This is a genomic window from Providencia sp. PROV116 (assembly GCF_028482485.1).
GTDB lineage: Bacteria > Pseudomonadota > Gammaproteobacteria > Enterobacterales > Enterobacteriaceae > Providencia > Providencia rettgeri.
In genome coordinates this window covers 116,478-141,192 of sequence record NZ_JAMPQO010000014.1, presented here as the reverse complement: position 1 = coordinate 141,192, position 24,715 = coordinate 116,478, and the positions used below count along the sequence as shown (strand labels likewise).

General features: G+C 39.8%; 26 protein-coding genes. 11 read left to right on the top strand and 15 right to left on the bottom strand.

Features of this window, described 5'->3' with window-relative positions; all coding sequences use genetic code 11:
• Positions 1-1,077, top strand: a complete 1,077-nt coding sequence (fbaA, locus tag PSE72_RS10485; protein ID WP_109911909.1) for a class II fructose-bisphosphate aldolase — start codon at positions 1-3, stop codon at positions 1,075-1,077.
• A gap of 65 nt (positions 1,078-1,142) precedes the next feature.
• On the opposite strand, the gene PSE72_RS10480 is transcribed toward fbaA, so the two are convergent.
• On the bottom strand, positions 1,143-2,024 hold the full coding sequence (locus tag PSE72_RS10480) for a LysR family transcriptional regulator (RefSeq protein ID WP_004914408.1): 882 nt from the start codon (positions 2,022-2,024) through the stop codon (positions 1,143-1,145).
• Positions 2,025-2,306: 282 nt separating this feature from the next.
• On the opposite strand from PSE72_RS10480, the gene PSE72_RS10475 reads away from it, so the two are divergent.
• Together PSE72_RS10475 and PSE72_RS10470 are read left to right on the top strand one after the other, a co-directional pair.
• Positions 2,307-3,527 carry a sodium/glutamate symporter gene (locus PSE72_RS10475; RefSeq protein WP_211889591.1) on the top strand — a complete coding sequence of 407 codons (1,221 nt, stop codon included), beginning with the start codon at positions 2,307-2,309 and terminating at the stop codon, positions 3,525-3,527.
• 50 nt (positions 3,528-3,577) lie between these two features.
• Positions 3,578-4,540, top strand: a complete 963-nt coding sequence (locus PSE72_RS10470; protein WP_115166663.1) for an agmatinase — start codon at positions 3,578-3,580, stop codon at positions 4,538-4,540.
• Between the two features lie 74 nt (positions 4,541-4,614).
• Here the strand turns inward: PSE72_RS10470 and PSE72_RS10465 are convergent, their stop codons facing one another.
• The gene (locus tag PSE72_RS10465; RefSeq protein WP_115166664.1) at positions 4,615-4,962 is read right to left on the bottom strand and encodes a nuclear transport factor 2 family protein; all 348 of its coding nucleotides are present in this window, start codon (positions 4,960-4,962) and stop codon (positions 4,615-4,617) included.
• A complete protein-coding gene (locus PSE72_RS10460) occupies positions 4,962-5,819 on the bottom strand; it encodes a LysR substrate-binding domain-containing protein (RefSeq protein WP_232801017.1) in 858 nt (285 codons plus the stop codon). Before PSE72_RS10460 ends, PSE72_RS10465 begins: the two co-directional genes overlap by 1 nt.
• An 84-nt stretch (positions 5,820-5,903) precedes the next feature.
• On the opposite strand from PSE72_RS10460, the gene PSE72_RS10455 reads away from it, so the two are divergent.
• From PSE72_RS10455 to PSE72_RS10420, 8 genes are all read left to right on the top strand, one after another.
• On the top strand, positions 5,904-6,590 hold the full coding sequence (locus PSE72_RS10455) for an ankyrin repeat domain-containing protein (RefSeq protein ID WP_115166666.1): 687 nt from the start codon (positions 5,904-5,906) through the stop codon (positions 6,588-6,590).
• Entirely contained in the window at positions 6,590-7,057 is a 468-nt protein-coding gene (locus tag PSE72_RS10450) for a nucleoside deaminase (protein WP_004914393.1), read from the top strand. The genes PSE72_RS10455 and PSE72_RS10450 overlap by 1 nt, the downstream gene beginning before the upstream one ends.
• A complete protein-coding gene (locus PSE72_RS10445; RefSeq protein WP_115166667.1) occupies positions 7,054-8,235 on the top strand; it encodes a cyanate transporter in 1,182 nt (393 codons plus the stop codon). The genes PSE72_RS10450 and PSE72_RS10445 overlap by 4 nt, the downstream gene beginning before the upstream one ends.
• Positions 8,236-8,331: 96 nt before the next feature.
• On the top strand, positions 8,332-9,201 hold the full coding sequence (locus tag PSE72_RS10440) for a helix-turn-helix transcriptional regulator (protein WP_004914388.1): 870 nt from the start codon (positions 8,332-8,334) through the stop codon (positions 9,199-9,201).
• Positions 9,202-9,308: 107 nt separating this feature from the next.
• A complete protein-coding gene (locus PSE72_RS10435) occupies positions 9,309-11,447 on the top strand; it encodes a TonB-dependent siderophore receptor (RefSeq protein ID WP_109911919.1) in 2,139 nt (712 codons plus the stop codon).
• The gene (locus PSE72_RS10430) at positions 11,447-11,698 is read left to right on the top strand and encodes a hypothetical protein (protein ID WP_109911920.1); all 252 of its coding nucleotides are present in this window, start codon (positions 11,447-11,449) and stop codon (positions 11,696-11,698) included. Before PSE72_RS10435 ends, PSE72_RS10430 begins: the two co-directional genes overlap by 1 nt.
• Complete coding sequence (locus PSE72_RS10425) at positions 11,695-13,128, top strand: PepSY-associated TM helix domain-containing protein (RefSeq protein ID WP_004914379.1); 1,434 nt, start codon at positions 11,695-11,697, stop codon at positions 13,126-13,128. The genes PSE72_RS10430 and PSE72_RS10425 overlap by 4 nt, the downstream gene beginning before the upstream one ends.
• The gene (locus PSE72_RS10420) at positions 13,106-14,329 is read left to right on the top strand and encodes a RhtX/FptX family siderophore transporter (protein WP_004914377.1); all 1,224 of its coding nucleotides are present in this window, start codon (positions 13,106-13,108) and stop codon (positions 14,327-14,329) included. Before PSE72_RS10425 ends, PSE72_RS10420 begins: the two co-directional genes overlap by 23 nt.
• 33 nt (positions 14,330-14,362) lie before the next feature.
• On the opposite strand, the gene PSE72_RS10415 is transcribed toward PSE72_RS10420, so the two are convergent.
• The 12 genes from PSE72_RS10415 to PSE72_RS10360 all read right to left on the bottom strand — a co-directional run bounded on the left by PSE72_RS10415 (position 14,363) and on the right by PSE72_RS10360 (position 24,693).
• Positions 14,363-14,740 (bottom strand): hypothetical protein, encoded by a 378-nt coding sequence (locus PSE72_RS10415; protein WP_198641865.1) that lies wholly within the window; start codon positions 14,738-14,740, stop codon positions 14,363-14,365.
• Positions 14,741-14,874: 134 nt separating this feature from the next.
• The gene (locus tag PSE72_RS10410; RefSeq protein ID WP_272690957.1) at positions 14,875-15,402 is read right to left on the bottom strand and encodes a LemA family protein; all 528 of its coding nucleotides are present in this window, start codon (positions 15,400-15,402) and stop codon (positions 14,875-14,877) included.
• Position 15,403: 1 nt separating this feature from the next.
• Complete coding sequence (locus tag PSE72_RS10405; RefSeq protein ID WP_198641899.1) at positions 15,404-16,447, bottom strand: hypothetical protein; 1,044 nt, start codon at positions 16,445-16,447, stop codon at positions 15,404-15,406.
• A 29-nt stretch (positions 16,448-16,476) separates the two neighbouring features.
• Entirely contained in the window at positions 16,477-17,034 is a 558-nt protein-coding gene (locus PSE72_RS10400; RefSeq protein WP_115166672.1) for a LemA family protein, read from the bottom strand.
• Between the two features lie 152 nt (positions 17,035-17,186).
• Positions 17,187-17,450, bottom strand: a complete 264-nt coding sequence (locus tag PSE72_RS10395; protein ID WP_115166673.1) for a helix-turn-helix domain-containing protein — start codon at positions 17,448-17,450, stop codon at positions 17,187-17,189.
• Between the two features lie 59 nt (positions 17,451-17,509).
• Positions 17,510-18,955 (bottom strand): O-antigen ligase domain-containing protein, encoded by a 1,446-nt coding sequence (locus PSE72_RS10390; protein WP_254178904.1) that lies wholly within the window; start codon positions 18,953-18,955, stop codon positions 17,510-17,512.
• A gap of 18 nt (positions 18,956-18,973) precedes the next feature.
• A complete protein-coding gene (locus tag PSE72_RS10385; protein WP_198641866.1) occupies positions 18,974-20,026 on the bottom strand; it encodes an adhesin in 1,053 nt (350 codons plus the stop codon).
• A gap of 15 nt (positions 20,027-20,041) precedes the next feature.
• The gene (locus PSE72_RS10380; RefSeq protein WP_004905345.1) at positions 20,042-20,551 is read right to left on the bottom strand and encodes a fimbrial protein; all 510 of its coding nucleotides are present in this window, start codon (positions 20,549-20,551) and stop codon (positions 20,042-20,044) included.
• An 11-nt stretch (positions 20,552-20,562) separates the two neighbouring features.
• The gene (locus PSE72_RS10375) at positions 20,563-21,090 is read right to left on the bottom strand and encodes a fimbrial protein (RefSeq protein ID WP_102139511.1); all 528 of its coding nucleotides are present in this window, start codon (positions 21,088-21,090) and stop codon (positions 20,563-20,565) included.
• A complete protein-coding gene (locus PSE72_RS10370; protein ID WP_109911928.1) occupies positions 21,083-21,433 on the bottom strand; it encodes a hypothetical protein in 351 nt (116 codons plus the stop codon). Before PSE72_RS10370 ends, PSE72_RS10375 begins: the two co-directional genes overlap by 8 nt.
• 28 nt (positions 21,434-21,461) lie before the next feature.
• Entirely contained in the window at positions 21,462-22,190 is a 729-nt protein-coding gene (locus PSE72_RS10365) for a fimbria/pilus periplasmic chaperone (protein WP_109911929.1), read from the bottom strand.
• A gap of 13 nt (positions 22,191-22,203) precedes the next feature.
• Entirely contained in the window at positions 22,204-24,693 is a 2,490-nt protein-coding gene (locus tag PSE72_RS10360; RefSeq protein ID WP_115166674.1) for a fimbria/pilus outer membrane usher protein, read from the bottom strand.
• Positions 24,694-24,715 lie beyond the last annotated feature (22 nt).

The window sequence follows — 24,715 nt, the reverse complement described above, 5'->3', positions numbered from 1 at the left end:
ATGTCTAAAATTTTTGATTTTGTTAAACCGGGTGTTATCACGGGTGATGATGTACAGAAAGTTTTCGCAGTTGCCAAAGAAAATAACTTTGCATTGCCAGCGGTGAACTGTGTTGGTACGGATTCAATTAACGCCGTACTTGAAACGGCCGCGAAAGTGCGTGCGCCAGTTATTGTTCAGTTTTCAAACGGCGGTGCCGCATTTATCGCAGGTAAAGGTTTGAAAGCAGAAGGCCAACAAGCTGCAATTTTAGGTGCAATTTCAGGTGCTTATCATGTGCATCAAATGGCAGAGCACTACGGTGTACCTGTTATTCTGCATACTGACCACTGTGCGAAAAAATTACTGCCATGGATCGATGGCCTGTTAGATGCAGGTGAAAAACACTACGCGAAAACCGGTAAACCATTGTTCTCTTCTCACATGATTGACTTGTCAGAAGAATCACTGGAAGAAAACATCGAAATCTGTGCTAAATACTTAGCACGTATGGCTAAAATCGATATGACATTGGAAATCGAATTAGGCTGTACAGGTGGTGAAGAAGATGGTGTTGATAACACCGGAATGGACAGTTCCGAGCTGTACACTCAGCCAGAAGACGTTGCATATGCGTATGAAAAACTGAGTGCAGTGAGCCCACGTTTCACTATCGCTGCATCTTTCGGTAACGTTCACGGTGTTTATAAACCAGGTAACGTTCAGTTAACGCCAAAAATTCTGCGTAATTCACAAGACTACGTTTCAGAAAAATATAATCTGCCACACAACAGCTTAGACTTCGTATTCCACGGTGGTTCTGGCTCAAGTGCTGCTGAAATCAAAGAAGCAGTTAGCTACGGTGTTATCAAAATGAACATCGACACTGATACTCAGTGGGCAACTTGGGATGGTATTTTACAGTACTACAAAAAGAACGAAGGCTATCTGCAAGGTCAGTTAGGTAACCCAGAAGGTGCGGATAAACCTAACAAAAAATACTATGACCCACGTGTATGGCTGCGTAAAGCACAAGAGTCAATGGTTGTTCGTTTAGAGCAAGCATTTAAAGAACTGAACTGTGTTGATGTTCTGTAATTAACACGCATTAAGTTTCTTGTGATGAATCCCTCAGTAAGGTGACTTACTGGGGGATTTTTTGATCATGTAGATAGCGAAGTTTCACTTAATTGTGAAAGTAGTTTTAAAAATAATGCTTCACTTTGTGTTAGCGGTTTACTGGCCTCAGTGATCGCACATATGCGGTTATGAAAAACAGGGGAATCGTTCATTTCTACCAGTGAGTGGCGAAAATTAATATGAGAGGCATAGTTCTCGGGCAGAATTCCGACATAGTGACCTGAAGCGATAAAGGTAGCAACGGCCTCAAGGCCAGCGGCTTCAGGGCCTCGACTAAATTCACCCGATGCTAAAATACTTTCAGTGAATGGATGTGGCCGGTAAACCAATGCTAGATTATGCTTGTTGCTGGCGGTATTGGCAGAAACATAAAGCTTATGGTTTTCTATAAATAAGAATTGATAATTATAACGGCTATTTTCGTGATACTGCCCCCGAATACCAATTTGAATTGTTCTGTCGCTAAGTGCTTTATTTAATTGATTATGGTTGAGTATGCTTAGCTCTAATTTGACATTAGGCGCCTCTTGGGTAAATTGAGCGATAGTGGCTGATAAATGGCAGAGTGGATCCGTTAAAATATGTTCAATAACACCAATAACTAATGTGCCAGATAAAACCCCATGGCGTTCATCAACTTCAGTTTTGATATTATCTAATGCTTTCAAAGCAGTTTTTGCTTTTTCGATAACAAATAAACCTGATTCAGTTAGCTTAAAGCCTGAAGGCCCTCTTTCACATAATTGGACTCCGAGTTTTTCTTCAATTTCACGAATATGGCGGCTTATTGACGCTTTTGACATATTTAATTTTTTTTCTGCAATGGTAAAGCCACCGACTTCTGCAACAGAAGTAAAAACACGTAATGATTTTAAGTCTTTTTCCGTTAATTTTTTATTATGCATATTTATACCTATTACGTGAAATGAATCACTAAATGCTAATCTAGCTTAATTTTTGTTGGGACACAAACGACACAAATAATGTTGTTTTATTTTAATTATTAAAATTATTTTTATTTTCTATAAAAGGTTTCATTTTATGAAACCATAGGATCAAAAATATCACTTTTATTCCTATCAGATACGTATATCTTAAAGTTGTAGTTGTTAATAGATTATTACCAAAGTGGCGCCACAAAATAATAATTAATCCAAATATATATAAATACAAAAGGATTCTAATTTATGGTCACAGATGAATTGTTAACAATAAAATTAGATATGATTACATTTACAGCATTAGGGGCTTTATTATTAATCGCTAGCAATGTAATTATAAAAAAGTTCCCATTTTTTATGAAGTATTCAATTCCTAGCCCTGTTATCGGCGGGTTTATGTTTTCTATTGTAATGTGGTTAGCTTATCAATTTAATATTGTAGAACTTAATTTTGATAACACATTATATGACTTATCGATGTATATATTCTTCGTCACAATTGGTTTAATGACAGGTGTTAAACTATTAGTGAGCGGTGGGAAAATATTACTGATTTATATGGTAATTTGCTGGGGACTGGCATTTATGCAAAATGGCGTCAGCATTGGTTTATCATATGTTTTAGATATTGAGCCATTAGTTGCCATGATGGCAGGCCAAGCCTCGATGCAGGGTGGTCATGGTATGGCGGCATCTTTAGCACCACTGATTGAATCCTTTGGTCATGACCAAGCACTGAATGTTGGGTTAGCGGCTTCAACGTTTGGTTTGATTGCAGGGTCAATTCTAGGGGGGCCAGTTGGGAACTGGTTGATCCAAAGAAATAAATTAAAAATTGAAACTGACCATGTTGATTTAGAAAATTTAGCAGAAAGTAACAGCAAAGAAGATAAAATTACAGCCCAACAATGTATTATTACAGGAGCGGTTATTTTAAGCATACTCGCTATCGGAATGCCGACAGCGAAATGGATAAGCACAGCAACAGGCTTTACCATTCCCGGCCATATTTTTAGTTTATTTGTTGGTGTTGTATTTCATTCAATTAATGAAAGAAAACCGATAATTAAAATATCTCGTAATACAGTGGTGTTAATTTCTACTCTATCACTAGAAATGTTTTTAGTGATGGCAATGATGAAATTAAAACTTTGGGAATTATATGAGTTAGCATTACCACTAACGATTATATTAATATCTCAGGTTATTACAACAATATTAGTTTCTATATTTGTTGTTTATCGCGCATTAGGTAAAAACTATGATGCTGCTGTTATGTCCGCTGGTTTTATTGGACATGGTTTAGGTGCAACACCAAATGGCTTAGTGGTTATGGACGCTATTTGTAATAAATATGGTTTATTCTCACGAAAGGCATTCATTATTATTCCAATCGCCGGAACGGTATTAACGGATATTGTTGGTGTTCCTCTATTTGTATTCCTAGCTAACACATTTGGTGGCTAAGAAATAAAAAATAAAAGAAATAAAACTAAATCTAAGAAGGAATAGTTTGTATGAAAAAATTAACGACACCCCCAAATGTTGGGCATAAAACATTTTTATATTCAGAATTAGTGACTGAATTGACCGACATTGAAGCGGATATTGCCATACTAGGGATGCCATTTAGTTCTGCTTATAGTGCTCACGCATTTACCAATGACCAATCTCGAGCTCCACAATATTTACGTGATATGAGTGACCGAATTGTTAGGCATCCAGATCATTATGATTTTGATATTGATGGGCCACTATTACAAGGCCGAAAAGATATTAAATTTGTTGACTGTGGTGATGTTATTCCTGATTTATCAAAGCCTTTGGGGGAACATCATCAACGTGCGGCTGAGGCGGTTCGGCAATTACTAAGAGCTAAAGCACTTCCTATTGTTTTAGGGGGCGATCATGGCATCACAACGCCTATTTTGCAGGGGTTTAATGAAATAGGACCGATTACACTTGTGCATATTGATGCGCATTTAGATTGGCGTGAAGAGGTTAATGGTGTCGATACTGGCCTTTCAAGCCCGATCCGCCGCGCTTCAGAAATGAAACATATCGGTGAAATTTTCCAAATTGGTTTACGTGCGCAAGGTAGTGGACGCCCAGCGGATTACCAAGCGGCTAAAGACCATGGGGCGCATGTTATTCCAGCCTACGAACTGCATGAGGTTGGAATGCAAGCCATTTTAGACCGGATCCCTGATAATTCGAACTACTATATTAGTATTGATGCAGATGGGATTGACCCAAGTATCATGCCTGGAGTTGATGGCCCAGCTCCTGGTGGGGTGACCTATTTGCAAGCTCGCAGCCTAATTCACGGTTTAGTGAAGAAGGGTCGCGTTGTTGGTATGGATATTGTGGAAATTACCCCAGCCAAAGATATTCCATCTAAGCTAACGGGGGTGACTGCCGGGCGCTTTGTTGTGAACCTTATTGGGGCATCTATCCGAGCGGGTTATTTTGATAAGTAATCGTCAATAAAAAACAGCAGTCTTCATATGGAGACTGCTGTTTTTCAGTAGGTTTCAAATTTTTTAGTAGAGAGTTATATCGGGGTTCCTTGATGAAACCGCAACTGCCATTGGTTTTCTGAATTTTTTAGCCAAATAGATGAACGGTGGGTGAGTTTGATTTTTTTACTATGGTGTAATTCAAAACTGGTATAGGTCATTAACACGGTATTATCGCTCAAGAATGAGCAATGATAATTTTCTGAATAAATAGATGTTTTCATTTCATTTGCCAATGACAAAAGCGTATCTCGCTTATCACTGGTTCCTCCAGAACGAGCAAATTCAAAAAAATCCGCATGTAATATCTCACGAAGAAAATCACTATTCTGTCGGTTAGTGCTGCTATGTAATTTTTTTTCTAATTCAATCAGTTTATGCATCACTCACGCTCTCCCAATTTTTGTGCCAGTTTCTCGGCTAGCTGAGTAACAATATCCGAAGTATTTGCGTGGAAATGCATGGCAATTTCCATTTCTTGAGCGGCAGGGAACCCCTCTTCTTCTGTTAAAATTCGATGTTGAGGCAGCTTTGCTCGCAAAGGTAATAAGCTGACACCTAACCCGTCGGCGATCGCACTTTGAATGCCCGCGAGGCTAGAACAAGTATAAGTGATGTGCCAAGGGCGCTGTTCATTGTCTAATAACTTAAACATATCATTACGATACAGGCCATTTTCAGGAAAAACTACCAAGGGTACGGAATCATTATTGAAGTGTTTATATTGGTTGCTCATTAGCCAACATAATGGCTCAGGCCAATGGTAATCACTTTTAAATTCGCCTTTTTTCTGTTTCACAATAATTAAATCTAACTCACCATGTTGGTAGCGTTGATGAAGCTGGCGGCTTAAACCGCTGGTGACCTCTAACCGTACATTGGGATTAGCTTGCATAAATGCAGCAAGTGTTGGGGTCACTTGGCCAGAAGCGAGATCTTCAGGAAAACCGAGGCGAATAGTTTGAATTACTGCGTTGCCAGTGATTTTCATAAAGAAGGTATCATTGAGCACTAAGATATTTTTTGCATAACTCAACAAAACTTCACCCGTTTCGGTTAAGGTGAGTATGCGGTGTCCCCGGACGAATAAAGGCTGGCCGACTAAAGTTTCTAGCCGTTGAATCTGCTGGCTCAATGTTGATTGCGTTGAATTTAAATGCTGTGAAGCCACGGTGAAATTCCCTGTTTCAGCAACAGTGACAAAGGTTTTCAACAAAACAAGATTGAGCAATGGATTCATTTTATAAATACCTATCATTTAGTTATTTAATTTTTAAATAACATACTTTTTCAGTAGATTAAAGAGTCATCGGGGAGATTAATCATGAAAACATTCTTTTTACGTGGGAAATGGTTGGTTCACTTAGCTAGCATTCTTATAGTTTCATTGGTATTTATGGTGAAAGGTATGGCGAATTCACAACTTGATTCTTTGGTGTCATTGGCGGAACAAGGTGATCTACAAGCTGTTAAGTCCTTGGTTGAGCAAGGCGCAAATATTGAACAACGCGATTTACGCCAACGTACTGCGCTGATGGCGGCAACCCATGAAAACCGTGTGGATGTGGCGCGCTATTTAATTGAGCGCGGTGCAGATGTGAATGCGAAGGATAACATGCAAGATTCACCGTACCTTTATTCAGGGGCGCGTGGGCTGCAAGATATTTTACTATTAACCCTGAAAAATGGCGCTGACTTGAAAAGCACTAATCGCTACGGGGGAACCGCGTTGATCCCTGCCGCAGAACGTGGACACGTAACGACGGTCAAAACCTTGATTGATGCAGGGGTTGATGTGAATCACGTTAATCGGTTGGGTTGGACTGCACTGATTGAGGCGATTATTTTGGGTGATGGTAGCGATAAGTACGCACAAATTGTCACTGAATTAATTAAAGGTGGCGCAGATGTCAATTTAGCGGATGGCTCGGGGATATCACCGTTGACGTTGGCAAAAAGCAAAGGTTACCGTAATTTGATTGAAATTCTTGAGAATTCGGGAGCGAAATAATGTCGGATACGCAATTTTTGCAACAAGCTATCAACTTAGCAATGGAAAACGTGCAAGCTGGCGGACGACCTTTTGGCGCAATTGTTGTCTGTGATGGGCAAGTCGTTGCAAGTGGCGTCAACCAGATGCTTGAGCTCAATGACCCAACTGCCCATGCAGAGCTGATGGCGCTGCGTCAGGCAGGGCAAAAATTAAGCCGCGTGAAATTAGATGACTGTGTGGTTTATGCGAGTGGGCAGCCTTGTCCTATGTGCCTTGCTGCCATGCGAATGGCGGGTATCTCTCGGGTCGTTTACGCCTATTCAAACGATGATGCCGCACCTTTTGGGCTTTCTACGGATGCCATTGCCAAAGCGCTGAGAGTCGCGCCTGAACAGCAATCAGGTTTACGGTTTGAGCAATTAAAGCCCAACGGTGAAATGCGCAGCACCCTATACCAACAGTGGTGGGAACGGCAATCTAAATGAGTAAAACAGCACCATCTTCGTTGGCGTTGATACTGACCATTGTCTTAGTCGGGTTGAATTTACGGCCCTTTATGACGGGCCCAGGGCCCGTTATCGACAATATCATTCAAACGACAGGGATGAGTTATCAAAGCATTTCGCTTTTAACCTTGTTACCCATGTTATTGATGGGAGTTGGGGCATTGGTTGTACCGATGTTAAACCAACGTATAGGCGAGCGTGCAGGGATCAGTACTGCAATGCTATTACTGCTAGTCGGTTCACTCGCTCGTTACTTTGTTGTTGATGGTGCGGCTTTATTATTAACGGCTTTTTTATGTGGTGTGGGGGCGGCTTATATTCAATCGGTATTTCCTGGGCTCATTAAAGCGAATTTCCCCCAAAAAATGGCGATGATGACAGGGTTGTATTCCGCCACGTTAATGGCGGGGGGAGCAATTGGCGCACAGCTCACTCCTTTAGTTGAGGAAATGACAGGACATTGGCAGATTGCCTTAGCGTGGCTTGCCTTCCCAGCTTTGCTGGCGTTGTTGGCTATTTGGGCGAATGTACATACAGAGCGGAGTTCAAAAGTAGAATCAGTTTCAGTATTGGTGTTCTTACGAAAGCCGAGAGCATGGTTGTTGATGGCAGGTTTTGGGCTGATTAATGCGGGTTATGGTACCGTAGTGACTTGGTTGGCACCTTTTTTCCAAGAGCAGGGAATGAGTGCTGCACAAAGTGGCACGTTTGTTGCCATATTAACGGTGTTTCAGGCGTTATCTGCGCTAATGATCCCTGTATTTGCTTCACATAATATTGATCGTCGCTTTTGGTTGATAGTCACGCTCAGTTGCCAAGCACTTGGTTTTTCCGGGTTGATGCTGTTTGCCAGCGATGTGCCACTTTTATGGGTGGCGTTATTAGGTATGGGGTTAGGCGGCTGCTTTGCACTCAGTATTATTACGGCTTTAGATCACCTTCCTCATCCCGTTAGCGCAGGCGCATTAACGTCGTTGATGCAGGCTGGTGGCTTTATTATTGCTGCATTTGGGCCATTAGTGGCGGCTTGGTTACATCAAGTCAGCCAGAGTTTTACATGGGTATGGGCAATGCATGTGGTCTTTGTATTAGTAACATTGATTCTTTATTTGCGTTTGAACCCTAAAAGCTATAGTCAAATCTTCAATTTAAGATAATTAATCTCCTCTTTTTTATTGCGAATGATAATTATTGTTATCTTGGTGTTTTTTTGCCACTATAACTGTTTATTTATTCGTCTAGGTAAGAGCCCTATGCAGCAGCGTATTGAAGATAAATTCACACAAGCACATTCAGCCCGTGAAGAACAATCTGTTGGTGAATTTATCCGGATCCGCCGCGGTGAGTTTCTGATTAACCGTGATTTAGGTATTGAAGAAGAACAAGCCGCTGGGCTCAAAATTGTGGCTATCCATCAAGGAGCAATGGGTTGCCGTAGTAGCGCGGGACAAAATGTTGAAGTCAATTCACCTTCTTTGATTTTATCGAGCAGCTCGCAAAATTATCTATTGAATAATCAATTTTATGGCCAGCAAACCATGAAATACACCATGATAGATATTTCTCCTGAATGGTTGGAAATGCAACAATTAAGTTTACCAGATACTTGTTATCATCCTCGTTCCCCAAAGCTATTACAGTTGGTTATTCCACCGAGTGTACTGGCGATCACTCATCAGTTATTTGCTTGCCCGACTCATTCGTCATTACGCCAACTTTATTTAAGCGCTAAAGTGTCTGAAATTACGGCACTGTGCTTACATCATTCGCTATCTCATACAAATACGCCTGTTATGAGCGTATTACGCCAGAGAGATATTGATATCTTGCATATGGCAAAAACTATATTGATTCAGGAAATGGAATCCCCACCCAGTTTAGATGAATTGGCTAAACGGTTAGGGGTCAATACCCGTAAGCTCACACAAGGCTTTCGCCAATTATTTGGCAATAGTATTTATGGCTGGTTGCAGGAGACCCGTTTGGAAACAGCTTTCCAGCTATTGAGTATGAATGATGCAAATATCTCAACAGTGGCTTACCAAGTCGGCTATACCCCCGCTCATTTCTCCGTTGCATTTCGCAAACGTTTTGGCATTTCACCTAATCAACTCAAAAAATAACAGTGTGTAGCCGGATAACGATAGACAAATTCCGGCAGTCGAAAGTATCCCATTACATTAATTGTTAAATTGATAACAATTATCATTTAACTTTTTTAGGGTGGGAAATGCTGTCCGTTTATAACATTAAGTCACGCGGAAAATTCCGCTTAACACCTTGTGCCCTTTTGTGTGCAACAGTGAGTTGCTCTGCGATGGTGAATGCAGCACCTATGCAACCGAAACAGGATGTTATACAAGTGACCGCATCTTCAGAGATTGATGATGACTATGTTGCACCGGGGGTGACAACACTCGGAAAAATTGCACTCAAACCACGGGAAGTGGCGCAATCTGTTAGCGTGATTGATAGAGAGCAAATTGAAAAACAAAACCTACAAACGCTTGATGATGTCATGCAACGTGCAACAGGGGTAACCAGTGCGCCCTATGTGAAGTTAACAACGGCTTATTATGTGCGTGGCTTCCAGATTGATTCATTTGAAATTGATGGTGTGCCAGCTCTATTAGGTAACATGGCCAGTTCTCCTCAAGATATGGCGGTATATGAGCGGGTTGAAATTCTTCGCGGGTCGAACGGCCTTTTACATGGTATGGGAAACCCCGCCGCAACCGTCAATATGGTAAGAAAACATGCGCCAAAAGAAAATATGGCCAAGTTGAGCTTAAGTGCGGGAAGTTGGGATCGTTATCGTGGAGAAGTGGACGTTGGGGGCCTACTGAATCAATCAGGTTCAGTGCGTGGGCGGTTTGTCATGGCATGGGAAGATAAAGACTATTTTTATGATATTTCTGACCAACAAACACGGTTGATGTACGGTACTGTTGACATCGATGTTACCCCAGATACTTTACTGCGTATGGGGGCACAATTCCAAACAATTGATTCTGTTACCAATATGGCAGGTGTTCCTTTCGGTAAAGATGGCAGTGATTTACATCTACCACGTAAAACCTATTTAGATGTGGATTGGGACCGCTTCAAGTGGGATACCTCCCGTTCATTTGCGGGTATTGAACATAAAATCAATGATGATTGGCAATATAAGCTTAACGCAGAGTATCAACATGTAAATGCCCGATTATTGTACGCAGGAGCATGGGGAAATATCGACCCTGTAACCGGTGATGGTGCAATGTTAATGGGGGGAGCGTATAAATTCCGTAACGAACAAACCAGCTTAGATACCAGTTTAAACGGTAAGGTAGACGCATGGGGGTTAACCCATGATGTAGTTGTCGGTGCAAGTTACTCACATGCCAGTGAAAAGCAATATAGCGCAGATTTAGACCCCGCCTTAAATGTGCCAGTGAACGTGTATCGTTGGGACCCTCACAGTGTACCAAAACCTAATGTTGGCGCTTATAGCTCCGCAGGGCCAACCAAAACGACGCAAAAGGGTCTATACGGGATGGGACGTATCAAAGTGATCGAACCTGTTACTGTTATTGCGGGGGTGCGTGATAGCTGGTGGGATGTCAAAACACCAACAGCAAACTTCACCGAAAATGGCCGCCTTACTCCCTACGGTGGTGTGATTTGGGATTTTACGCCGCAATGGTCATGGTATAGCAGCTATTCAACAGTCTATCAGCCACAAACAGGAAAAACGTGGAGCGGAAAAATGCTCAAGCCTGTTGAAGGGCAAACGCTTGAAACGGGTGTCAAAGGCGCGCTATTCAACGGCGGATTAAACCTATCAGGTGCTATTTACCAAATTGATATTAAAAATAACCCACAAATTGATCCTGCACACCCAACAGGGGGCTTTAATAACTATTTCATTAGTGGTGGTAAAGTTCGTAGCCAAGGTTTTGAGCTTGAAGGTATTGGTTATCTGACCCCATTTTGGGATGTATCGGTGGGTTATACCTATACGGATACGAAATACCGTGATGACAGCCAGCACCAAGGGGAGTCTTATAACACTTTAACCCCTCGTCATATGCTACGCGTGTGGTCTAACTATGACCTACCTTGGAATGAGCGCAAATGGAGCTTGGGCGGTGGTATGCAAGCGCAAAGCGCCTACAGCACTAGCAATGGTAATGTAACCTTGCGTCAAGGTGGGTATGCCATTTTTAATGCCCGCTTAGGTTACCAAATCGATGAGACATGGACGGCAGCGGTTAATGTTAATAACTTGTTCGACCGTCGTTATTACTCAGGACTCTTCTCTCCACAATGGAATAACCGCTATGGTGATCCACGTAATGTAATGTTTACATTGAAGGCTGATTTTTAATGAAATTAGTCAGTTGCCTAGCAGTTATTGGCACGTTGTTCGGTGGGATCGTGCTATCTATGTTGATAGCACGTTTTTATCCATCAGCAGATCCGCTCGAACGCGTATATGGTGCAATATTTCTAAGCGTTATCATCACGATGGGATTATTAGTTTATAACTTCAGTGCACTAAATTGGCGAAAATTATTAGTACGTAGCTATAGCTGGTGGCTATTGCCGCTTTTTTTAATGATGGCGGGGTGGGTATGAAGCATAAACAGCCTCTCACTCGTCGTTTAGACCAATTACATCGCAGTGCGGGGGCGCTATTTGGCGTTTTTCTGTTTGTGATCCTATTCACAGGGTGTTGGAGCTTAGGTAGTGATGCATTGCGGTTATGGTGGAACAATGTGCCACTTTCAGGTGAGTTATTACCACTCGAACAGCTTCTTGCGTTGCAACCAAGTGCAACCATGATCCAGCTGCCTGAGCAGCATAATCCTGAGATCACTTTTTGCCAAGGTATGGGAAGATGTGAATTAAGCTATAGCGCGATTAACGGTGAATTGGTTGTCTTAAACAGCCCGACAATGTGGCTAGTAACATTACATAAAAACTTATTTATGGATTTTCCTGGGCGAGTTTTTATCAGTTTATTTGGTTTTGCATTCGCCGTTTTGTTAATCACAGGGCTAGTGATACAACGCCGCAGAATATCCACAATGGTGCGCTTGCCGCGTGTTACACACTTGAGAGTATTTCTCCATGATTTACATAGCTGGCTTGGCCTATGGTGTTATCCGTGGCTGGTTTTATTTGCGTTTACCGGAGCATTATCAGGCCTAGGGGCGCTAGGAACGGTTTCCCTTGGTGAAAGGGCTGCTCCGGATAATCCACAAATTATCATGAAAACCTTGATGGGCGAGTTTAAACCACTGAAAACACCGGTTCCCGTGGCTGAAAGCTCGATTACTGCGGCAATCAGCGCATTACAGCAAACAGTCCCTAGCTTTATCCCTCAAACCTTGTTCAAGCAAGGTGATACGTGGGTGATTGGCGGTGTGCGTAATGGACAGTTATCTACCTCTAACTTTGAACAATATCAATTTGATAGTAAAAAGCGCCAGTTAGTTGCAGTGCGGGATTCTGCACAGCAAGGTATTTGGACACGTGCTTTTATCGCCATCCAACCTTTGCACTATGGGCAATATCAATGGTTACCTAAAATAAGTAATACATTGAGTTATCTGCATTTTATCGCAGGGGTGAGTGGGCTGATATTGGTTTCTGTCGGCCTCGCCATGTGGTGTTGGAAAAGAAATTATAGCCTAGCGGCAAGGTTCATTGTGGGCAGTTGTGGTGGATTGCTGTTGTCCGCATGCGCACTATTAGCGCTAATACCATGGTTCACTGCTTTGCTACCAATACACTTTTTTATGGGCTGGGGGATAGCCTGTATAGCGAGTTTACCCTGCAAAAATGCACAGTTGAGCTTGCAGGCATGCCTTTTATTCTCTGCTGCTTTGTTGCTATTCGCATTTATAGCCTCCTATCTGTTTAGTTCGTTGCCTTTTTCTCGTATCAATCTCGTTTTGTTATGTGGCGGAATAGGGCTTTTATGTATTTTATTCGGTTGTCGAAAATTGTCAGGCACAGCAAAGCGTGCGCGGAGTGAGTATGAAAGATCTATTACAAAATAAACAGTTAGTGGTGACATTGGGGTTACTTTATCTTGCGCAAGGGATACCGATGGGGATAGCAATGGATGCATTGCCTACTTTTTTACGCCATGATGGAGGCGAATTGAAAGCATTAGCTTTTTTGCCATTAGTCGGTTTGCCATGGGTGGTGAAATTTTTATGGGCTTCGTTTGTTGATAACCATTGGGGGAACCGTTTAGGTCGCCGTAAAAGTTGGATTATTCCAATGCAAATTATTGTCACGATAACGATGTTCGCACTAAGCACCATCGGGTTATCGGTTGAGAATGCTTTACCCTGCATTGTATTGTTGTTTGCCGCTTCCCTTGCCAGTGCTACCCAAGATATTGCAACAGATGGTATGGCTGCGGAGCAGGTCAGTGGCACAATGTTATCAAAGATCAATGCAGTACAGATAGCAGGGGTGATGGCGGGCTTTTTTATTGGTGGCGCAGGGTTGATGATCATGAGTGAAAGTTTAGGCCAACACCTTGCTTTGGGGGTTTTAGCCTGCGTGCCGTTACTCAGTTTATTGTTTATTAGTGTCTGTCCATTAAAAACGCCATCAATAACACAGGAAATGAACGAAAAAGCGAGCCTATTAAAGACGGTAAAACGTCGTGGTGCTCCGCGTTTATTGTTATTAACTTTGCTTTCTGCGGTGACGGCTGTTTCCGGCTTTGGTTTAGCCAAACTATTCCTAAATGATGCGGGTTGGTCATTAGCGCAAATTGGTAAAATGGGCATGGCAGGGGGGATGGTCACATTAGTCCTAGGCTGTGGTGGTGGAGCGTGGTTAATCGGTAAAATCGGTGTGTGGCGGGCTTTCTCATTTGGTCTGTTATTTGCTTTGTTATCTTCATTGTTATGGCTGTTGCAATCGGCTAATGGTGTTTCTATTTCTTTAGTTGCACTGTGTATTACGTTTGGTTCGTTATCTGCGGGGATCACATCAGTCGCGATAATGACGGCCGGGATGCAATTTGCATCGCGCTATCAGCAAGCGGGTACTGATATGACTGCAGTACAAAGTACCCGTGATATTGGTGAATTAGCCAGTTCAATGATGCTTGTAGGTTTAACCGCAGCGGTAGGCTATTCCGGTGGGTTTATATTAGGGGCGTTAATTGCCTTTATTGCGCTGTTAGTGACATTTTCGCACTACCGCTATATGCAGCGATTAGAAACAGAGCGAGTTTAATATAAATAGACCCGGTACTACTTTTTACGTTTCTTATTTTGTTTTTTTGACTTCTTTATTCGCTTTCTTTGCAATGGAATTGAAGTAGATATCTAAATAGTGTCGGTTGCTTAAAAATGAAATTAAGCAACTGGCAACGATCACCAACCAGACAAGTTGCAACTTAATTGAATTTTCAATACTAAAAAGCAGTAACAGTGGGATCATGACCATCATGCTAATGAAAACGGAACAAAATAAAGCACCTGCAATGTAGAGCGAGTACTTTTTTAACCCGAATATATTGAGGATGATAAGGACGGCAACCGTTAAAAGTAGTGTACCGAATGTCGCAAACATAATGATAAGCCCTGCCTCTTGTTCAATGAGCCAATCGGTGAAACCAAACCAAGAGAAAGGGATACTTATCATTATAAACGCTCCTGTTTACCATATACTCGTCATACTTCAAGTTGCAAGGGTGTTGACCACACTCAGCTAGCCGAATCACATACTCGTGTATGCTCATCGGCCTATCTTCCTTTGTCGCCTACCTGCAACTCGAATTATTTAGAGTAGAGTAGGGGGATATCTTTAAAACGAAATAATCTGGCAAAAATAAGATTGGGGAAAACATGAATATCCGTATTGTAGAGTGTGACGGTTTGGTTGAAAAATTCACGTCGGTCTGCAATTTGGTCTTCAATATGTTTTACTTGGGTTTGTAATTCCATTAGGACTGCTTTACTAATTAGTGTTGGGTAGTTTTCTGCAACCGCGAGCAGTGGCTTTATTTTCGCTGGCAGTTGATTCGCAATATCGACTTTGGTTTCGATCGCGCTGCTGGATAAATAGCGCTGACGGCTGGCAATCAATCCACTAAACAGCTGTTTTTCATGTGCCATCGCTTTATCTGCAATGTGAGTTAATACCGGCACTAATTCAATTTGCTTCTTTAGCAATACATCAATATTAGCAAACGCTTTATGGCAATTGCTTTTTAAAAATACAATATTATTATAAATATTAATAAGATAGCGTATAAAAATATAGCTAATAACCGCAATGATGATGAAAAAAATAAGCTTTTCCATGTTAGTCATTACCATCAAATAATGCGATCTGGTCGAAATGCATATTTAGCTGCCCGTTTTGATAATCCATTGGCGTAACTAAAATCACACCAATCAGAAAAAGTGCAATCATGGCGGTAATAGCTAAATTTCGACGTAATGGACCTGTTTTGTTCCAACGAACGACATAGTCTGAGGGGGAGACGCCTAATAGCATATGAGGTGCTTTACGTATAATAATTGATTCGCCTTTTTCGTTAGCGTCTGCTGTACCAATTAATAAATAACTGCGGTTTGCTTCGAGTAAATACTCTGTGTAACGGCGATTACCGCTTTCAACATCCATATGCGGCTCTAAGCCCGGGTAAACGAAATAATCAGGGTCACATTCTACTTTAACAGAACCCGTATCATCCGTTAGGGTAAAACTGTGCATGTTGCATTTACTACTTTGTAAGGTATAGCTTTTTTTACCGTCTTTATCTTTTGATATGGAATATTCAAAATAAAAGGAACCATAGCAGCTTTTATTACCTAGTTGGCTTTTAATGACAGTACCCGTTGTGATTTTCCCTTCAATTTCCACAAGTCCCATCGCCATTGAGCGTATTTTAGAGGTGGCTAGGTTTTTCTGAAATTTTAAGAAGCGCTTGGTTGGTGTATTTTCAATTGCTTTAAATACGAAGGCTAAGACAAATGCGATAAAAAATACGCGCATGTCGATAAAGAACCCAGCAAATAGGCAAGTGGCGATCAGCATTCCTACAAGGACTCTAAGAAACGCACTAAACTTTGATGAGCCTTCATTTTGTAAGCGTTGATAACGTTGATAGGCTACTTTGCTAGAACTGACGACACTACGAGTAATAAAAAAGGTGATGACCAGTACAACGACATAATAAATGATACTGACATAATCACGGGTGGAAGGTGAGAGTGAGTACCACATGCCACAAGCAACACTGATAAAAGGAATAATTCCCCAGTTTACTTTTTTATTTACCGAGAACTTGTTATCGATAAATAAAATGAAAGTACCAATAGCGGCTCCGAGTAAAAAATACATATTCACGCATTAATACCTTTAGGCTGACATTATTTAAACTGGACGCCTTGATATTTTTTTTCATCTTCAGAAATATCAAGTAATGGCAGTGCTGAAAAACGAAAGGCATTGGCAATTAGGCTATCAGGGAACATTTGTATTGCAGTATTATACTCTGTTGTTGCGTCGTTAAAGCCTTCACGTCGTTGGGCTATTTTATTTTCAACATCACTTAAAGCGATTTGTAATTGGGTAAATTGCTCACCAGAAATGAGGGTGGGGTAATTTTCCGCAATGGCTACAAGGTTACCCAGTGCACGGTTCATTTCATTCGATGCTGCGATTTTTTCATTCATATTTTGGGCATTGAAATAGCGTTGGCGTGCATCACTTAATGAGGTAAATAACGTTTGTTCATGTTCAATCGCTTTTTCCGTAATAGTGACTAGCTGAGGAATCTGATCTGCTCTTTGCTTTAAAATAACATCAATATTGGCAAATTGATTGCTGACTTGATTACGGGTATTGATCAGGCGGTTATAGATAGAGATCCCCCAACCTATGGCCAATAAGAGTAAAACAAATACAACGATAAGTGTGATGGTCATATTGGTATCTTTTAACCCATGATCAGTGATTTGAGTTAAAAATATAAGAGCCTTATCGTTTATGCAATCAGAAAAGAATGAAAGTGAGGTTAGAATAAAGAAAATCTGATCTTGCTTTATGACAAAATCAGATTTTACTGCTTAAACAGTGCTTAAAGATTTATATCGACAAGGGAATGGCTCTCATAGATATTCTGTTCAAGAAAATAATCTAGGTCACACTGCAGTACATTAGCAAATATACATAGTCGATGAATCGTAAAATTCTGCGTACCGCGTTCATAACGGGAAATTTGCTGTTGGCTTAATCCCGACTTTTTCCCTAAAGTGTGTGCTGTCCAGCCCATTTGCAAGCGGCGCTTACGAAGTTGTAGTCCTATATAGGTGTTTGAAATTTCAGTTTGATATATTCTCATAATACTGTCCTGATTAATATAACACTACTTGAGTGAAAATAAGGTTTATTTATGTTTTTTTATACGTTATTTTTTTCTAAGCTAATTGAACTCGATACTCGAATTGTTATGCTTTCGTTATGATAACTACCCTGTGCATAAAAAGATTTCTCTCCATTAAATAGAAATAGCCCAATAATAAATACACCCAATCCAATAATAAATATAATAAAGCTGAATAAATAAGAGAGTTGCTTGTTAATATAAAATAGGGATTGTTCTTCTAATGCGAAAGCGGCATCTGAGAATGATAGAAATAATATGACGATCCCCCAGTGTAATACAGAAAGTAAAAAAGGGTATTCAACATGATTATGTATAATAATAGGGGTTATTGATAGAATGATTGCCAATGGGTAACCATTTCCGTTAATTTTATATTTTATAAAAGATTGAAATACGACATAGATACCTCCGGTTAATAATAAAGATAAAAAAATCAAATTAATGAACCCTCCAGTCATCAGCCAGAGTAATATTTCATTATGTGGATGAGGGACAATATACATTTTAGGGCTAAAAAAAGGAATTGCTGTTCTTTCATAACTGTTTTCAAATAAAAAAGACTGCTCCCATGCATCATAAGGTTTCTCTAAGAATAAAGTAATAGAAAAACGCAACATTTGTTTTAAATGGAATTGGTTCATAATGTCAGTTGCAATATACTGAGGGCATAGCCTTATTAGATAAATTCCAATAAAAATTGCTACAGCAATAATAAAATAACTAGAGCTAACACGCAGAGGGTTTTTCTTGTAAAAAAGGCAAATGAAAATAAAGGCACAAACGGTAAAACTTAGCCAAGCAATAACAGACTGCAGAACGACTAAAGTTAATGTGAAAAACAAAATACAAATTCCTAGTAATACAACCCTAATTTTTTCATAACGTTCAGACAACAATGAAAATTGTGATAATACAAGAGTCATTAGAGATAATAAGCATGCAGTCGCCATGTTAACTGATAATATATTGACTTGTTGTGATAATCCATTTGACCGCATACCAGAGGCAAGATAAAAAATATCTGCTTCAAATATATATTGATATGCAGTGATAAAGGCTTGAACTACACTAATAGTGATATAACAGTAAATACAAAATGATTGTATTAACCATTTTTTTCTCACTTGTAACCCTGCAATATAGAGTAATACGCCAACAGTAATACCAGAGCAATACCAAAAATCAATGCTATTATTTTCTCCCTGATAAGATATTGATCCCATCATTAGAATGGCTAAAGACAAACAGTAGCAAATAGCAGGTAATGTAATGATTATTTTAATTTTTCGATAGAAAACAGTAAATGCAATAATAGATATTGTCAAGGAAATAGATAACCAACTAATAATGTTTTGTGGCAATGATTGTCTTAGGCTTCCTAGGCTATCGATATAAATAAGACTAGCAAGGTGCCAAACAATAAAGATACCAATAAATAGTGCGCGGGATATTATTATCATAGTACACTTACCGCTAAATTAAATAAATGTGGCGATTAACCAAGCATTACCTTTGTAGTCTCCAGGTTCGGCGTCATAACCTGAAACTTTACTTTCAATCACAATGTTTTTTACTTTATCTATTGTTGTTTCAAATGTTTTTCCACTTTGATTATTTTGTTCATCATAAAGTGTAAGCTCAGAGTAAATAGTATTATTTCCTGATTTTAAAGGGAGTCTTTTTTGTGGATCGCTATCTGTGGCATAGTCTAAAGTTAATTTTACTTTAACTGGCTGCACTCTATCGCATGTATAGGTAACAGTACGAGTTTCTTTACTATTAAATTCATAAGCATCCAGTGTTTTATGATCAATATTTAAATTATCAATACTAGAACGGCAATTTGACGGATAATTGATAACCGATGTAGCAAGGTCTAATTTAACGGTGGCTTTATCTGCAGGTACATAAATAGTCGGAGTTCCATAGTCTTGGAATAATCGTGTATAACCTGCGATCATTGCGTTTGGAATAACAATTTTTCCATCAACAGGAATATCTTTGACATAAACTCTAACGGTAAAAGGAAAATGAACAGTAAAAAATGATGTTGCTAATGGCCCCATTTCTTCATTAGAACATCCTCTCCCTGAAATATTTCGCCAGCCACTGGTTATTCCATTCTCAGAATAAAGAGTAAAAAATGTATTGTTGTTTATTTTATATGCGGTCAGCCCACCAATAGTAAAGCCTGCCTCTGGCATATAGGCAAAGACACGGTGGTAGGCGTAGCTCCAAGGAAGACCAGCGGAATAATTACCTTGTAAGAAGTTCACAGTACAATATACAGAGCCATAAGGCTGAGATGTACTTTCATTAATAACAATACCGGAGCTATTTGCTGGAGCGATTAAAAAATATTTATTGTTATCACTTCCAATTGCTGGGGTGTTAGAAACAACGGAGTTGTTAGATACTAAGCTCATTTTATAACCACCACCACTTCCTGAATAGCGGGTCGCACTATAGGAATTTAAGCTAATTAAGAGTAGTAACAAAAGTAATGGTGAATATATTTTTATATTTTTCATAAAGACTTCCCAATATTACAGATAATCAACCATCACTGATAAAGCGGCACTAAATGGCCCTGCAGTGAGATTTTCAATAGCTTGATTAGTGACTAATTGTGATTGAATAACAACTTTCCCTGTATCACCACTTACGGATGGAGCAATCCTTTCCCATTTATTAAGGTTGAGCGCATTACTTTTATTTTCTTCTGAAAAACGAATACCCAATCCATTAATAGAGGTCGCAAGCACGGTTTCATTGTTTATTGTTAAAGTACTTCCTTCTCTAGGAGATAGGTAAACTTGTAAATTTTTTCGAAGTTCACATTGTTTAATGAGAATACCAAAGGACTGTTTTTCTTCAGTTAGTCTGTCTAGCGCCACCTCTCGAAAATTAATGACTAATTCTTTTTCGCCATTTTCTGCTGTAAGTACACATGGCGGCCGAACCAATTTAGCAGAAAGAGAAATTAGCACATCTGCTTGAGTACCTAAGGAAACTAATAAGCTAATTAAAGGGAATGAAAAACAAATGAATTTCATTTCAATTCTCCTTATTGATAATCAAGATTAAAAGTAACAGTTGAGGAAAACCCCCCTGTTTTTAAACGAGTACTAAAGGGTTTTTGAGCATAAACACCAAATAAAAGTGTATTAACGGATCCTTTACCTGATTCAGTAACTGTGCTGACATCAATTGTTGTATTAAGCTCCAGTTCTTTACCACGACTATCAGTCAGAGCTAATAACACATTAGATTCACCAGTGGTTTTTAAATAATTAATACCATTATGTGTTTCAATATTTTGGGTATTTAACGTTATTTTGATCGTTTTATTCAAAGCCATTGCAGAACAGTCCATGATATCCAACTTAAATGGCTGCATATCTGAACGTCCTAATGTTTCGATTGAAGAAAAACGTAGCCCAGAAAGATATATTTTTTTTTGTGTATCATCATCACTCAGCCGACAACCAAGAGGCACTAGCACACCCTCAAAGTAAACGGTTAGGCTATTGGCAAAGCTGGTATTCCATGTTAGGAATAAAAGGCTAAATAATAATGTTGAGTATCTAGTCATAATTTATTTCCACACGTTGCATCTTATTACTAGCAGGAATAGAGAATAAAATGGTGTTATTGCGTCGTGGTTGTGTTAGCACGTATTGGTTATTGCCTAATTTCAGTGTAAACGGCGCCCAAGCTTGCTTTTGTATTGGTTTGCTACAATGAGAAAAATGCATTTCCACGCTATAGGTTGCTGCAATTAAAGTACTTTCATTTAATTTTAATGAGATATTAGGTAGACAAGGAGCAGTAACAATACGCGCATTGACATATATCGTGCCTGTTGTCACAGGCACAGCAGATTCAGCAAAAATAGGTATAGCAAAAGCCCATAGTGCTAGGTAATTCAATTTCATTGTTCTGCTCCTATCTATTTTTTACTCATTATTCCGTCACACTGCACTTTGAAGCTTGGCATTTGAAAGCAAGTGAAGGCTTTCCACCATAATCATTGATATATGTCAGGTAAGGTGTTGAAAATTTGGAGGATTTAATCATTTGATTAGATTTTGGCGGTACCATAACCGCGTCAAAATCACTTTCTTCAGATTGTTTTTGGCTGTTCCCTAAACCAATTACAGTTAAATAAAATGGTGTTGGATTATTTAACGTATAGCCCGATGATGTTGTTGTTAATGTTATATGTTTCGTCCAATCTGTTTTGCTTTGTGCAACAATGTTTTCAGGGCGATAAAATAGTTTTACACGGCTTTGTAATGCAATTTGCAACACACCCGCTTCTGATGATTTAGGCGGGATTTCACGCAGGTTGTAATAAAACAGGGATTCCCTGTCTTGCGGTAACTTTGCAATGTCAGGTGCGGTGCTTAGGCGAACTAGGCTAGTTGATTTGGGCTCCATGCGCTGAATCGGCGGAGTGGCAATAATAGGGCCGGTTTCCAATTTTTGTTCTAATGCATTTTCCAACCAAGACTGGGCTAAATAAGGTAGCTCCGGGTTATCATTACGGATCGTAATATTAATAGACGATTGATTTCCATCGAAAATTATACGAGTGCGATCAAGTGTAACCGCAGCATTCGTAACTGAAATTACACTCATAGTCAGCGTGAATACGCTAGTAAGTAATAAAAAAGGGGAATTCAATTTCATCTTAGTTCTCTTATTAACGGCAAATAATAGTTGGGTAAATCTCCTGAGGATTAATCACATCAGGCACATGGGCGCTACACTGGTGTTTATTTCCCCAATAGAGATTGAGTAAGTCTTTAGGTTGGATACCAACAATCCACGTAATACCTTGTTCACCAACAATTCCGAGTTCAATATTGTTGCTATTACGCACGCTAGTGCCAAAAGGTGGATAAGTGTCATCAGCCAGCTTTAAGCGAGCGAACGTTTTTTCACCTTGAATAACGTTGAGGCGACGATATCCGATTGCTCCACGAGTCAAAGTTGCATCGGTGACAGTCTCTAATGCTTCAACATCCTTTGGTAATTTACTGGTATTAATAGATGCACTGGTTTTCCGATAACTACTCACATTTGGCAATACAGCGAGTCCAAAGTGATTAGTTTGATAAACGCCACCACTCAGAGGAACGTTAGCTGCTCCAGGTGTTTCTACAACGAGTCGAGTACCGCCATAAGCGGCTTGGTGCATGGCAATGCCTTCTTTAATTAAGGTAATTCCACCATTAATTGATCCCCCAACACTGTGATATTCGTTCGGGACATAACTTGCGTTTCCTGAAATGGAGGCATAAGGAAGATTTTGGTTTAAATAACCACTAAAGCTGGTTTGGTCATCCTGATGGCTTCCTGTTTGATAACCGACATTTAAGTTATAATTGCGCTGCTCACTATATCCGCTATAGCCGATATTATGTGTTGAGCTGTGTTGGCCATTTTGGTTGCGGGTATAACCTTCAGAAAAGCTGACGCTACTTCCTTGACTTAAAGGAATAGTGAAATATAAGCTGATCGCATCATCTTGATATCCTGCTCTTTTTGAACGAGTTGCAGACGCTGTCAGGTTAATATTTTTTAGCCCAATAGCCGCCCAATTTAAAAGAGTACTTAGGTATAAGCTGTATTGTTCTTCTGTTTCACTATTCCAATAAGTATTATATTGGTAGTTTCCACCCAATGAGAAATCATCAAAATATTTATTAATATTAACTTGATAGCTTTCTTTTTGAGCTTGGCTTTCATTACCTGTACGTCGTTCATCCAACGTTTGTTGCAAAGAGCGATAGGTTTCATCAGAGAAACGATACCCTGCGAATGTAATGTCAGTTCTGGCTTCATCAAATGATTTTGAATAACTAAGTCGATAACTTCGGCCAGTTAATGTTTTATCAAGTAATTGAGCATGTGACTGAGTCGCATCGAACGAAAGGCTACCGAATGAAAACAGGTCACGGCCAAAGCCAGCTGAAAATGCCTGATAATTTTTTGATAAAACGGATCCCCCATAGATAGACCAAAGGTTATTTAACCCGTAAGAGAGTTCTCCCGACGCAGTTAAATCGCCTTCGAGCTGGCGGCCATTAAAACGTGGTTTACCCGCTGCAAATTTATAGCGGATTTGCCCTGGTCTCGTTAAATAGGGTAATGCTGCGGTGGTAATGCTAAATTGTTGCTCTTCACCATTTTCTTCTCGTACAGTCACATCTAATGTTCCACGAATGGAGCTATCCAGTGTCTGGATACGAAAGGGGCCAGCAGGTACGGTTGTTTCTAAAACTATACGGTTATGGCTTTTGACAATAACCGTGGCATTAGTTTGAGCAATACCAATAATTTCTGGTGCATAACCCGTTAATTTAGGGGGCATCATATTTTCATCGGTTTCAAGAGATACCCCGGTGTACTGCCAAGAATCAAAAATAGCAGAGTAAAAGTAGTTCTCACCTAACGTTAAAATAGATGCAATAGATTTTATTGAGCGATATGCAAATAATCGGCTAAATGTGGCATCGCTATATTGGTTCTTGAAGCTTCCTGTCGATTTTCGATAGTTTGCTTGGTAATCACCGCGTAAACGCCATGCACCAAAATTAAGCCCTGTTGTTCCGTTAGCAGAAAGGTACGATTCTCGTGAACCTGAATCTCGACGCGTTAAAGAACCTGTTAGGTTGTAATCTAATAAAAACCCATTTACCCCCTCCTCCCAACGTGAAGGAGGAACCCAACTGGGATCGGTATATTCTAAATAGCTTTGTGGAATTAAAATGGATAGCGTTAATGTTGATAAATCTACATTTAATGAAGCACCTTCAAGCGGAGATAAATCAAGGCATTTACCCTCATCACGATATTTAATTAATTTAATTGCGTCTGGAGTAAGCCCTAAACGATCAAGAATATTAACGGGAACACAAACGGTATCGAATAAATTATTGTTTTGGGATTGTGGCGCTATCACAGTGATATCTTGTGCACTACCCATACTCTCATTATTGACTTTGAGGGTTAAATGATAAATACCAGGCATAATAAATCCAGCCTGAGAAAATTGGCTAAAGTCAATATTTTGAGTGTCTTCCGTATCTAACATATCGGTATTAAATTCGACAGCATAGGCTAACGAAGAGATTGAAGATACAAAAGAAGTCACAATGATGTAAGAGTAAATATTAAATTTAACCATGATTTTTTCATCAAATTAATTA